Raw genomic sequence first — 12,977 nt, 5'->3', positions numbered from 1 at the left:
TGAGCGTTCCCGGTGCGCTATCCGGTTGCGGGCAGGGCCGCGAGCACCGAACTCGCGGTGCTCGCCACGAACCGCACGGTGGGCTCCGCGAGTATCGAGTAGTGATCGGCCGCGAGGTCGTGCACTTGCAGCGATCCGCACACGTCGTGCCAATCGCGGTCGGCGGCGTCTCTGTGGTGTTTCGCGCGCAGCAGGTAGGCGTTTCCGCTGTAGGCCCGCGGTTCATGGCGGTGCACGGCTTGGTAGAGCCAGTGGAAGATGTCGAACCGGGCCAGCGCGTCCTCGGCGCGCACGCCACCCAGGGCGACATTGCCGCGAAGGCGTTCCAAGAGGTCGGACACCACCTCCGGAAACGGACGGCCGTCGAACAACGGCTCGACCGGATCCGGCACTTCACCGACGCTGCGCAACAGGTCCTCGACGAAGAGGAGTTCCGCCTCGGCCCGGCCCGGACGGACGGCGGTGGCGGGCATCGCGGAATCGATCAGCAGCACTGGCGGCGGTGATCCGCGCCGATGCTCCCAGAGCCGGGCGATCTCGTGGGCGATCACCCCGCCCACCGACCATCCGCCGAGCAGTACCGGACGCGTACCCACTTGCTCCATCAGTTCGTCCAGGTAGCGGTCCGCCAGCTCCTGCAACGAACAGTCGTCCGCGACCAGCGCCTCGAAGGCGAGCAGTTCGACCGCGGGATCGAGTGCCTCGGCCAGTGGCCCGTATGAGTAGATGCTCCCGCCGACCGGGTGCACGAGCACCAGCGTTCGCTCACCGGTGCCGGGGCGCAGCCGTCGCAATCCACCTTCCGCCCGCGCGGTGCCTGTGCCCGCATCGATCCGGGCGGCGAGGCCGCTGACCGTGGCGCTGGTGAACAACGCTCCGATCGACAACTCGACCTCGGTCAGTTCGGCCAGGCGGTCCATCATCCGCACGGCCAGCAGGGAATGCCCGCCGATCGCGAAGAAGTCGTCGGTGGCTGCCACCTGATCGAGGCCGAGCAACTCCTGCCACAGCTCGGCGACCACCTTCTCGGCCTTCGTCTCCGGTTTGCGGAACGCCCCCGTGGTGTCGTCACGCCGCGTCGGTGCCGGCAACCGCGCGACGTCGACCTTCCCGTTGGGGGTCAGCGGAACATGCTCGAGCACCATGATCACCGAAGGCACCATATGCGGCGGAAGGTACTCGCCGGCGGCCGCGCGCACTGATTGCGCTTCGAGGAGTTCCCCGGCCTGTGGTACCACATAACCCACCAGCGAAGCCGGTTCGCTCCCGATCCGATGCACCCGCACCACCGCGGCCATCACCCCGGGAAGCGCTGCGAGTGCGGCCTCGACCTCCCCCGGCTCGATCCGGTAACCGCGGACCTTCACCTGCCGATCCATCCGGCCGAGGAAGTCGATCCGGCCGTCCGGCAGATAGCGGGCGAGGTCACCGGTGCGGTAGGCGCGCCCACCCGCGCGATGGGGGAAGGGATTGGGCCGGAACCGGTCGGCGGTCAGCCGCGGCGAGCCAAGGTACGCCCGCGCGAGCCGATCCCCGCCGATCGTCACCTCACCGGGGATGTCGACCGGAACGGGACGGAACCGGTCGTCGAGCAAGTACAGTTCACTCCCGCACACCGGTCTGCCGATCGGCACCCGGCCGACGCCGTCCACGGTGCGCGGAATCGGTTCGAAGGTCGCGAAAACCGAGGTTTCCGTCGGACCGTACATATGCGAAACGCGGCCGCGGAACCCTGATTCGCGCAGGGACCGCACGGCCTGCGGATTGATCGCTTCGCCGCCGAAGAGCAGCCACCGCAACGCGGACTGGCCGATCGGCGGATGGTAGCTCTGCTGGTTGATCAGCGCGCTGGTCAAGGCCAGCACGGTGATCCGGTGTGCGGCGACCTCCGCCAGCAGCGCGACCGGGTCGAGCACGGTCCGGATCGGGATCATCACCACTCCCCCGCCGTGCACCAGCATCGCCCAGATCTCCAGCGACCCGGCGTCGAAGGACGGGCTCGATACTTGGGCGATCCGGTCGTCCGAGCCCAGGTCCACGAAGTTCGGCTTCTTCAGCAGTCCGACGAAACCGCGGTGGGTGAGGCACGCGCCTTTCGGGCGCCCGGTCGACCCCGAGGTGTAGAGCACGACGGCGACATTGTCCGGGTGCACGTCGGGAGTGCGCAGCGGCGGACGGGGTGCCGCCGCGCCGAGGTCGAGTTCATCGATGATCAGCAGTGCGCTGTCCCCGCAGTCGATCGTCCCGGCGTGTTCCCGGTCTGTGAGCACTATCGACGGCTGCGCGTCGTCGACCATGAACTCCAGCCTGGCCTTCGGGTAGGACGGATCCAGCGGCTGGTAAGCGGCACCGGCGCGCAGGACCGCGACAATGGCGATGACGAGCTCAGGCGTCCGGTCCAGGAAGATGCCGACGATCGACTCCAGCACCACTCCCTCGGCCTGGAGGTGCGCGGCGATCAACGCGGACCGGCGGTCGAGTTCACGGTAGGTCAGCCAGCTGCCCTGATGCACGACGGCGACGGCGTCCGGCGTCTTTTCCGCGTGTGCGCGGACGAACTCGTGCAGACATTCGGTTCGCGAATCGGCTGATTCCACCATCGGCCCCTAACGAAACGGAAACAGGCGAGCAAGGTGTGGCGGTCGTTTTCGTTGCCCTTCGGTTCACCTTACGCTCGAACCCCGCCAGGACACCTTGCCTCGCTCGGCGACATTTGCGGCGAGTTCGCGCCAATCTTCGGCGTTTTCGTAGGCCAGTTCGGCTATTGATTCCGCACAATGCACCGGCACCTGGTCCACGATCTGATTCCACGATTCCATCATCGCCAGATGACGGTCGAGCCATTTCAGCAGAGTTCGGCCGGCCTCGGTGAAACGCAGCGAAGGATCTCTGCGCAACCGCTCCAGTGAATGCAACCGCTCCGCAGGATCGGCCCGCTTCGGCGGCGCGGGCCTGCGCTTTACCACTGGTTTCGGCGATTCGCGCTGTCCGGGCGGCACGGGGTCTTGACCGGAACGGATTCGTGTCCGGACATCGTGGACGGTCGACGGTGCCACACCCACGGCTCTCGCGATCTCCCGCAGCGAAGCGTTCGGACTCTCGACCAGGAGGCGGCCCGCCAGGCGACGCGCGGCCGCGCTGTTGACCGGCCGCACCCGCCCATCGCGCCCGACCCGGACGTTCGACTGCGCCTCTTCTCCACTCGAACGACTTCGAATGGTCCTGACGGTTCTGGTCGCAAGCGCGGTGGACGAGGCTATCATGCGATCGGACCACTCCGGATGCGCGACGAGGATGCGCCGCGCGGCCGCCGTCCGGTCGCCGAGGGTGAGCGGCATCCCGTGCATGACATTCAATTCCACACCGAGGAGAAACGCGGCGTCGTCGTCGCCGTCGAAATAGCGAACATCGATAGTGGTCCGGCCACTCAGGATGGCGGCCTGGAGCCGGTGCATCCCATCGATCACCCGCATACTCGCTCGATGTACCACAATGGGTGGAAATCCCGAATCAGAGTCCGCCAGTGTTCGCACGTGGTCACCGTCTTCACCGGCCAGGCGAGGGGAATCACCACGGTAAATAAGGTCGACCGGCACCGCGAAAACGGTAATTGAGGTCAAATCGTCGTTATACGGTGAGACCATGGTTCGACCCCGCTCTCATCAGCTGAAATCACGGGCTTGGCAGAGAGCATGAATAGTCGACCCCGGCGCTACTCGCTAGCCGCCGGAGCGAGAACCTCCTACCCCAGTGCCGACCCCCATACCAGATCGTTTGCCGTCATACTCGCACAGATCGACTTGCCCTTGTAGCGCCATGTGAGTGACCGGGAGACAGGCGCTCGTGGTGATTCGCGACTCCCCGCAATTCCGAGGCAGTGTGGCCGGAATCGTCATCCGAACCCTGGCTCCACGGAGGGCGGTGAACCGGCGATCGCCCGGATCCTCCTTCCTGCAAAGGCGAACTCGAATGCCCCGGCCCCCCGGCGGCCGGCGCCGCTTGCACCGTCGTGGACCCGCAGCGCGCCGAAAACGCGACATCGAGGACGTGAGTGTCACCCAGGGGAATCGTTCTTTGAGCGACCTGATCCCGAACGCCGAGCACTGGCGGGTCTCCGCGCACGAAGCGCAGGAACTCCAGCACGCCATAATGGGCTACCTGCTCGGCTACGCCACCCCACGGATCGTCTGTGGTGTCCCGTAGGTGGGCAAGCGATGGGTCCACCAGCTCGCCGACCACGGTCTCGGGCGGTCTGCGACGGAGCGTCGGACGCACGTCGGGCGGTGCTGGCTACCTTCTGCAACCCGCAGTGGACCGCGCCGGTACGTGGCGCACCCGGCCTGGTCCGCCACCGTCGAGGAAACTGCGAGTTGCACGTACGTATCACTGATGACGTGGTGTGTTTCGTCGCGTTCAGTCTCGACAGCGCTGCCGTCCCACGTCCACGCCTGTACGTGCGGGACCGGTTCGACGCCGACGAGGTGGGGTCGGAAACGTACGGCCCACGGCGGGTGTGGGGTCAAGCGGTCGCGTCGGGCGGCGTGTGGAGGGCCTCAAACGTGACCGGGGCGTGCATCCCGATACTGGAATGGCGCCGTTTGGGGTTGTACCAGCACTCTATCCATTCGAATATGGCGTTGTCGTAACAATCTCCGACCGTCCCCATTGAAGCGAGTAGCCCGGCGGCGCGGAGTCGTTGCCCGAACGCCCATGAGGTGTATTGGGAGCCGTGATCGGAATGTAAGATGGTGGTGTTGTTCTCCGGGTTGCGGCGCAGGATGGCCATGCCGAGCGCGTCCGTGACTAATTCGGTGCGCGTATGGTGCGCGATGGACCAGCCGATGATGAGGCGGGAATAGGCGTCCATCACCGCCGCGCAGTAGAGTTTTCCTTCCTCGGTGGGGTGTTCGGTGATGTCGGTGATCCACAACCGGTCCGGGGCATCCACGGTGAGCTGGCGGTTGACCAGGTCTGGGCTGGGATCCGCGTGCGGGTCACGGATCGTGGTCCAGGTGCGCCGGCGCCGGTAGAGACCCTGGATTCCGGCCTCGCGCATGAGCCGCTCGACCCGTTTGCGGTTGACCGGAAACCCGAGCCCGAGCGTCAGTTCCGCGTGCACCCGCGGAGAGCCATAGGTGCCTCGTGAATCGGCATGAATTTGTTCGATGTATTTCAGCAGCAACGCGTTCTCTTCCTGGCGCGCCGAGGCCGGCCGGTCCCGCCATTCGTACTAGCCGGAACGAGACACGTGCAACACGCGGCAGGCCACCGCGACATCGATACCGTCCGCGGCGAGTTCATGGACCAGCGGGAACGTTACTTTGGGAGGATGTTCTCCCGCGCGAAGCACGCGGCCGCGCGTTTCAGGATCTCATTCTCCAGCTCAAGCTGCCGGTTCTTCCGGCGCAGCTCGGCAAGTTCCCTTTTCTCGGTGCTCGTCAACTTCGTTGTCGAGCCGTTCTCGTCGGCGTCGGCCTGAGCCATCCAGTTCCGCAGACAGGACTCGCTGATCCCGAGATCCTTCGCCAGCGCGGCGACCGGTTTGTCGCCCAGACGGGCCAGCTCGACGGCACGCCGACGAAACTCAGGCGGGTCTGGTGCAGGCACCAGAACATCCTCCCTGGTGACCGGCGGTCACCTCAGGTGAGGTGTCCGGACAACCGGGGGAAGCTCACACCAAGCAGACGGTCGGGGCGAGCCCCACGCGGCATTGAGACACCTTGTGATCTCGACGCTCATCATGGGCAGCCCCGTCCGTCGTCGAACCAACCCGATTACACGCTGCTGGGACCACCCCCATGACCGCTATGCAGGGACCGACGACGGACGAGGCACCGACCATCTGCTTGACACAGAACGCCTTACGCTGATGAGCGGGACTTACCGTGCCTCACGGCGTATTCACCAGCGCGGCGCGGTGATCGTCACCGTTCTCGGGGTCGTGGCGCGCCGCGCCGGTGTCGGGGGTCTTGTGCGTCAGGCGTCCGGGTCATGTGTCTTGTTCAGGATCCGGCGATGTGCTGTCCTCTGCCGAGTTTCGTCCTGACGGCTCGATGAAGCTGAAGTGAAGCATGGCGAGGATAGGGTCTGATCATTGATCAGGCGCGCGGTGCGCCTGCTGAAAGGGCAGGGAATGATGAGAAGCAGGATTGCCGGCTTGCTGATTGCGGTCGCGGGATTGCTCGTGCTCGCGGGGGCGACTGCGTCAGCGGAACCGTTGACCGGTGCTGCCAGCGTCCAGGTCGCCGTCACCCAGGACGCTGTTCAGGCCGGGCCGGGCCCTATAAGCGTGCAGGGCGACGGGTGCACGTGGGCACCGGATTCATTCTACGGGGCGAACTTCCGTCCGGCGTGCGACGCGCACGATAATTGCTACAGCCGCGGAAGCGGAACTCCCCGTCTGGTCTGTGACGATGTTCTGCGCGGATCGCTCAAAGCGATTTGCGCTAGCACGTTCGCTTCCTACAATCCCCTGCGAGCCGCCTGCTACGGTGAGGCGGACACATTCTACGGAGCGGTCCGCACGTTCGGAAAGCTGCACTACCAAGGATCTGGAAACCCTTACTAGGGTCGTCGCATAATCAGCTGATGACCCGCGGAGGCGAAGACGCCGGGCCGTGGGGTGCGTGGTTTCGACCAGGACACCTGCGTGGCGCTGCGGTCTAGCAGCATCGTGTTGCGCGGTAACGAGGCGAAGTTCGGTCAGGATGAGCGGTTGGGTGCGGCGAACCCGCGCGCGGACGGCCCCGCCCTGTGGCGGGACCGTGACCTGCTCGGATACGGCGTCGGCGATGAGGTCGCGCAGTTCGTGGCTGGCGTCGTAGCTTCGCTGTTCGACCGGTCCGCGGGCTGGTTACGCGGTGTCCACGATGGAGGGGGTGAATACGCCGCGCAGCATGGTCAGCAGCCTTTCCGTCGTCGGGGTGCCGTCGGCGCGGAGCAGGCGCGCGCCGGATCGGGCGAGCGCGGCGGCTTCGCCGCGCTCGCCCGCGTGGTGCAGTGCGATCGCGAGCATGCTCATCGCGTCGGCCTCGTACACCGAGCCGCCGCTGTCCTGGAGCATGGTGAGGGCCACCCGCAGGTGGTCCGCGGCGGCGGTGTGCTGCCCGAGTGCGAGGTGCGCCTCTCCCAGCTGTCCGTGCACCAGCGCCGCGCCGAAGTGGTCGCCCTCGGCGAGCTGGAGTCGCAGTGCCTGTTCGTCCAACGCGATCGCCTCGGCGGGACGGTGCGCCCGGAGGCGGCACATGGCTATGTTGTGCAGGTCGTAGGCTTCGCTGCCGCGCCGGCCGAGCTTGCGGTGCACGGCGAGGGACTGCTGCCAGTGGCCGAGCGCTTCCTCGTCACGGCCGAGGCGGTACAGCGAGCGGCCGATGTTGCCCAGCGCCTGCCCCTGGCCGACTTCGTCGCCCAGCTCCCGGTACAGCTCGAGGCCGTGCCGGTAGTGGCCCAGCGCGTCGGCGTGTCGGCCGAGGTGCAGTTCGTTGTTGGCGAGCGTGGCCAACATCAGCGCTTGGCCACGCAGGTCGCCCAGCGCACGCGCCGCGGTCAGCGCGGTGTTGATCACCCCGGTGTGGTCGGCCCAGCGCAGCTTGCGCTCCCGGTGTTCGTTGAACGTTGCCACGATCTGCCAGGCGTAGTCGTTCCTGCCGCGCTCCGCGGCGAGCGTGGCGACGGCGGCCAGATTGTCCAGCTCGCTGTCGAACCAGGCGGAGGCTTGCTGCTCGCTGGCCGGTTCGACGGGCGTGACGCCCGGTTCGAGCGGTAGCGGCCGGGGCGGGCGGTGGTCTTCCAGCCGTCGAGCGGCGTTGTGGGCGCTGTGCAGGCACCACGACAGCATCCGCGACAGCGCGTCGTCGTCCGGTTCCGCGGTGAACAGGTCCGTCGCGAACGCGCGCAGCAGGTCGTGCAGCTCGTACCGGCCGGGGTCGACCTGCCGGAGGTGGTGAGCGTCGGTGAGGGTGTGGAGCAACCGCACCGCCGTGGCCTTGTCGACACCCGCGAGCGCGGCCGCTGCCGAGGGGCCGACGCGCTGGCCCGGCCACGTGCCGAGCAGCCGGAACAGGCGTCTCGCCGCCGCGGGCAGCGCCGCGTAGGCCGAGCCGAGCGTGACCCGCAGATCCGTTTCGGCGTCGGTGGAGACGGCGAACGCGTCGAGCCGCTTCCGCTCGTCGCCGAGGTCCTGCACGAGCTGGTCGACCGGGGTGCCGTCAGCCAGTCGCTCCGCCAGGATGACGAGGGGCAGCGCCAGGTTGCCGCAGTGGTCGGTCAACGCCACCGCGGCGTCCCGCGCGGCCGCGATCCGGGACCTGTCCGCGATCCGCGCCAAGAGTTCGACCGCTTCGCGGCGCTCGAACGGTGCCACCGCGACCCGCTCCGCGCCGTTGCGGACCGACAGCCCGCGCATCCGCTGACGGCTGGTCACCACCGCGACGCAGCCCGTGCCCGGCAACAGCGGCCGCACCTGTGCGGCCTCACCCGCGTTGTCCAGCACGAGCAGCAGCCGCCTGCCCGCGGTGGCACTGCGGAACAGCGCCGCCCGCTCGTCGAGGTCGGCGGGGAACCGGTGGGTGGGCCGGCCGAGCGCCCGGAGGAACCCGCCGAGGACGTCGTTCGCCGCGCGCTGGGTGAGCGGGTCGGCACCGCGCAGGTCGACGAACAACTGCCCGTCCGGGAACCGGTCCGCGCGCCGGTGCGCCCAGTGCAGCACGAGCGAGGTCTTGCCGACCCCCGCGGGACCGTCGACCGCGACCAGCGCGCCCGCGCCGCTGCCACCGTCGAACACGAGCGCGTCGAGCTGCGCGAGGTAGGCCGTGCGACCGGTGAACCGCGGCAGATCCGCGGGGAGCTGGCGGGGTGCGTCGCTGCCGATCGCCGTTTCGGGCACCCCGTCGGTGAGCACCACCTGGTGAGCGGCACGCAGATCTTCGCCGGGGTCCACACCCAGCTCGTCGGCGAGCCGCGCGGCGATCGTGCGGTACGCCTCCAGCGCCTCGGCCCGTCGCCCGCAACCGTGCAGCGCGAGCACGAGCTGAGCCCAGAACCTCTCCCGCAGGCCCGTTTCGGCGACGAGCGCACGCAATCGGGGCACCAGCTCGTCGTGCTTGCCGAGGGTCAGTTCGAGATCGGCACACCGCTCCTCCACCAGGAAACGCCTTTCGGCCAACCGGGCAAGGTCGTCGGACCGCAGCAGGTCGGAGGTGACCTCAGGACAGGGGCTGCCCTGCCACAGCGCGAGCGCGGCGCGCAGCAATCCGGCCCGCGCGCTGGGGACCTCGGTGTCGTCGGCCTGCGCGACGAGCTGTTCGAAGCCCAGCAAATCGAGTTGGTCGGGGCGCACGTCGATCTGGTAGCCGCCCGGCACCGTGCGGACGAGGTCCCGGGCCGGGCCGAGCACGGCCCGCAACCGCGTCACGTACAGGCGCACGGCCTTGGCCTCGTGGGCAGGTGGCGGCCCGTCCCACAACCGGTCGATCAAAGCGGGCAGCGGCACCGGGCGGTTCGGCGAGAGCAGCAGCGTCACCAGCAGCACGCGCAGCTTCGCCGTGGTCAGTTCGACCGGCTCGCCGTGGTGGGAGATGGCCAGCGGACCGAGCACGGAGAATCTCACGGGCACCAACCTAAGGACATTCGGGCAGCGGTGGCTGCCGGTTCAACTGAGTCGCACGTGGATTTGACCATCGCACCTATACGGCGTTCGAAACCAATTCGAACACGGGCCGCCGCAGGAACCGCGTTCGACAGGAGGAAGTCCGTTCCGGTGTCCAACTCCGCGGTCCACAGAGGATACCGGGAGAGTTCCTGCGGTGTCATCGCTTTTGCCCGGTGTGGACACTGGACGGCCCGGGCGTGAGGCCGGGTCCGAAGCGGCGGAGCAGCAGCCAGGCCACGCAGGCGAGGACGACCTGCAGCACACCGGATGTGACGAACACGGCGGTCGTGCCGGGCGTCGCCTTCGCCAGCAGGCCGCCGGCCAGCGCGCCGAGCGGGATCGTGCCGAACACGACCGTCCGCCACGCGCCGAGCACGCGCCCCAGGTACGGTTCGGGGACCGCGGTGTGCCGCACGGTCGCCGACACGATGTTCACCGCCATCACCGGGATGCCGAAGACGCCGTACAGCGCCGAGGCCAGCACGGGATCAGCGGTCAGACCCATACCGGCGACGCAGACGCCCGCGGCGAGCAGGCCTCCGGTCAACACCGTCCTGCGTCCCCACCACGCGATCAGCCTCGGCGCGAGCAAGGCACCGGCCAGGCCGCCGATCCCGCTGATGGCACCGAACAAGCCGAAAGCGGACTCGTTCAGCCGCAGGTGCTCCAGCACGTACAGCACGAGCTGGGCGAGCGCGATCTCGTAGACCATGCTGATCGCGCCGATGATGAGGATCAGCCGCAGGAGCAACGTGCCGCCGCGGATCCAGCGCAGCCCGTCGCGCAGTTCGGCGAGGACGGGCCGGGAGGTTGCCCGGCCGAGGACGGGCCGGTGACTTCCCGCGATCGCGACCAGCAACGCCGCGTCGGCCGCGAAGCCGGCGGAATTCAGCAACAGCGGGAACGCGCGGCCAGCGTGGACTGCGGGTGGGCCAGGTACTCGTCGGGGCCTTGCGCACGAAACACCCCCGGCTGAAGGCGCGAGGACGATCAGTAGTTCACGTGGTAGATGACCCAGCTGGCGCCGAGCTTGCGGTTGCGCAGGCTACGAACCACCGAACGGGTGAAGAAACGCCGGCTGGTCATGAAAGCTCCTTCGATCGAGTGTTCACTGCGACTCGGGCAGTGTTTCAACCCTGCCCGGTTCATTCGCCGGCCACAACAATCCACTGATTCAATTCCTCAGTCGAACGATGACCGAGGGGGCATCGGTCTTCCCGTTCGGCGTCTGCTTGGTGGTGGGCGAGCAAATATGGTTGCACCGCGCGGATTCCCGGTTATTCTTCCCTCGTCCGCGACATCGAGTCGTCGGCTACGGCTGGAGGAAATATGAAGTGCCTGAAGTGGACAGTGGGTCGAGGTGTCGTGGCCGCGGCCGTGGCTGTCACATCGCTGGCGATCGCGACACCCGCGGCGAATGCGTCGTCGTGGAAGTGGGTCGCGGCGCCGCACACCTTCCAGAACGAAATCGCGTGCCAGGCTGAGGCCGCCCGGATGGGGATGCGGGGCTATCGGGCCGCGAACCCGTACGCCCCGCCGGGGCCCATGATGGTTTCGTCCCCGTGTTTGCCGGTGCCGAACGTGGGTCACAGACTCCTGTACACGGTTCCGAGGTGACAACGTCAGTCACCGTCCGGAAAGGACATGGATGGTCACCGTCAAACCCTGCCAAGAAGAAGACATTGCCCTGCTGCGCGAGCACATCCCCACACCGGGGCAACCCGAGCGGCACACCACGCGGTTCGAACGCCAGCAACACGGCCACAGCACGTTCTTGATCGCCTGGGCGGGTGCCCTGCCCGTCGGGGCGGGTGAACTCCTGTGGCGTGGCTGCTCCGCTCCAGAGATCAACCAGCACTACCCCGACTGCCCGGAACTGAACGGCCTCGATGTCTGGCCCCCGGAACTTCGATCCCGGGGCATCGGCACAGCCCTCATCGCCGCTGCGGAGAAGCTGGCCCACCAGCACGGCCGCCACCGGATCGGTTTGGGTGTCGATGACGGGAATCCGCGGGCAGCAGCCCTCTACCTCCGGCTCGGCTACCGGGAAACCGGCCGTCACTACCTCGACCGCTACGCCTACGTCGACAGCGACGGAACCCGGCACGAGATCGCGGACCCCGCCCGTTTCCTGGTGAAGGATCTCCCATAGCGCTGCCTTCATGCACGTCAACGGGGTTGTCCGGCGAGGAGCTCTGCTCCTCGCCGGACAGCCGACTGGCAGGACATCTCCAGGGCGGAGCCGCCGATCGCGCCCAGCACCCGGCTGCCTACCAGCTACGAAGTTGGCCTCCACTTGTGCTGTTGCCGCGGCGACGCGGGGAAACGTCAGCGCTTCCTCCACGTCGTGTACTCGCGCCCACGGCGCGGATCACGGGATCTGCGTCGCCTTCGTTTCGATAACTTGCTGGCATAGCTCCACGCACCCATCGCAGATGAAGACGCCGTGTCCTGCTGCCAAGGTTCCACCTCGACGTCGGGCCGAAGGCAGCTACCACCGAAGCCACTGCTCCTGTAGAAGCAAGAACGTCGACCTGCTTGGACACCTCTGCTGAGGCGCGACGCCACCGTGGCCGCCGCGCCCCCGACAGGAATCTCAGAGTCGCACGCAGTCGATACCGAAGGACTCGTAGTACCCCAGCAGCGGGTCCTTGGACCAGATCTGGGCACAGACGTCGTTGCCGTAGACGCTCCACTGGTTGACGTCCACGGTGATCGAGTCACCGTTCCAGAGCGTGTGCCCGCCGGAAGAGTTCTTGTCGATGCGGTAGCCGTCCCACACGTGGGCGTGCGCGTCTTGAATCGGCACGAGACACGTGAACGTGGCCTTGATCCACAAGACCTGGGATCCGTTGCGACCGATGCTTACCTCGGTGCAGTTGCCGCCAAGCGCGTGCACCTCCGTGGTCACGGTGGGGCCCGGGTCCGCCGCGGCGGGTGCGGACGCGAGTGCGCCCGTCAGCCCGCCGGTAGCGATGAGCATTGCCAATGCCGCGAATATCCGCCGCAAGTGGTGCCTCCTCGAATAGTTGCCGTCTCGAGCCTAAGGAGCGGTGGATTCGAATAGGATTCATGCCTGCTTCGCGCCTTCGCACGTCAGAAAAGGAGGGGGTGTGCCGCTTTCCGCGTGCGGTCCTCGTTCGCCGGCGAGGTGCTACCCGCGTTGACCGCCGGCCACTGTCGTCAACGACCTTCGCAACCGCACAGATCGTCCGGGCTGCCGTCGTACAGATCGGTATCGATGTACCGGAACACCGGACCCGTGTACTGAAGCGCACTCCATGACCTGCGACGCTACCTGCCGGAATGTCGTTTCAGGTGGTCTGCA

Annotated in this window: 8 protein-coding genes and 1 pseudogene; 2 read left to right on the top strand and 7 right to left on the bottom strand. The window is 67.5% G+C overall.

Annotated features, from left to right (window positions below):
* Positions 1-17 precede the first annotated feature (17 nt).
* A complete protein-coding gene (locus P3102_RS10790; protein ID WP_276368642.1) occupies positions 18-2,600 on the bottom strand; it encodes an amino acid adenylation domain-containing protein in 2,583 nt (860 codons plus the stop codon).
* 63 nt (positions 2,601-2,663) lie between these two features.
* Positions 2,664-3,644 carry a ParB/RepB/Spo0J family partition protein gene (locus P3102_RS10785; protein ID WP_276368641.1) on the bottom strand — a complete coding sequence of 327 codons (981 nt, stop codon included), beginning with the start codon at positions 3,642-3,644 and terminating at the stop codon, positions 2,664-2,666.
* A 430-nt stretch (positions 3,645-4,074) separates the two neighbouring features.
* On the opposite strand from P3102_RS10785, the gene P3102_RS10780 reads away from it, so the two are divergent.
* Positions 4,075-4,203, top strand: coding sequence for a hypothetical protein (locus P3102_RS10780; RefSeq protein WP_276371659.1), 129 nt, complete (start codon positions 4,075-4,077; stop codon positions 4,201-4,203).
* A 316-nt stretch (positions 4,204-4,519) separates the two neighbouring features.
* Here P3102_RS10780 and P3102_RS10775 read toward each other — a convergent pair.
* The 4 genes and pseudogenes from P3102_RS10775 to P3102_RS10760 all read right to left on the bottom strand — a co-directional run.
* Positions 4,520-5,218 (bottom strand): annotated as a pseudogene (locus tag P3102_RS10775) (IS3 family transposase); the annotation flags it as partial.
* Between the two features lie 98 nt (positions 5,219-5,316).
* Complete coding sequence (locus P3102_RS10770; protein WP_276368639.1) at positions 5,317-5,607, bottom strand: transposase; 291 nt, start codon at positions 5,605-5,607, stop codon at positions 5,317-5,319.
* Between the two features lie 1,246 nt (positions 5,608-6,853).
* Positions 6,854-9,607 (bottom strand): BTAD domain-containing putative transcriptional regulator, encoded by a 2,754-nt coding sequence (locus tag P3102_RS10765; protein WP_276368638.1) that lies wholly within the window; start codon positions 9,605-9,607, stop codon positions 6,854-6,856.
* Positions 9,608-9,806: 199 nt separating this feature from the next.
* On the bottom strand, positions 9,807-10,544 hold the full coding sequence (locus P3102_RS10760; RefSeq protein ID WP_276368636.1) for an MFS transporter: 738 nt from the start codon (positions 10,542-10,544) through the stop codon (positions 9,807-9,809).
* A gap of 753 nt (positions 10,545-11,297) precedes the next feature.
* Here P3102_RS10760 and P3102_RS10755 point away from each other — a divergent pair.
* Entirely contained in the window at positions 11,298-11,801 is a 504-nt protein-coding gene (locus P3102_RS10755; RefSeq protein WP_276368635.1) for a GNAT family N-acetyltransferase, read from the top strand.
* 444 nt (positions 11,802-12,245) lie between these two features.
* On the opposite strand, the gene P3102_RS10750 is transcribed toward P3102_RS10755, so the two are convergent.
* A complete protein-coding gene (locus tag P3102_RS10750) occupies positions 12,246-12,659 on the bottom strand; it encodes a hypothetical protein (protein ID WP_276368633.1) in 414 nt (137 codons plus the stop codon).
* Between the last annotated feature and the right edge of the window lie 318 nt (positions 12,660-12,977).

Source organism: Amycolatopsis sp. QT-25 (assembly GCF_029369745.1).
In the GTDB taxonomy this organism is placed as follows: domain Bacteria; phylum Actinomycetota; class Actinomycetes; order Mycobacteriales; family Pseudonocardiaceae; genus Amycolatopsis.
Note: the sequence above shows the minus strand (reverse complement) of the source record. Positions and strands in the feature narration are given on the sequence as shown.

Coding starts and splice junctions, on each gene's coding strand:
- P3102_RS10790 (WP_276368642.1), bottom strand. CDS start 2,600: ATGGTGGAATCAGCCGATTCGCGAACCGAATGTCTGCACGAGTTCGTC.
- P3102_RS10785 (WP_276368641.1), bottom strand. CDS start 3,644: ATGGTCTCACCGTATAACGACGATTTGACCTCAATTACCGTTTTCGCG.
- P3102_RS10755 (WP_276368635.1), top strand. CDS start 11,298: ATGGTCACCGTCAAACCCTGCCAAGAAGAAGACATTGCCCTGCTGCGC.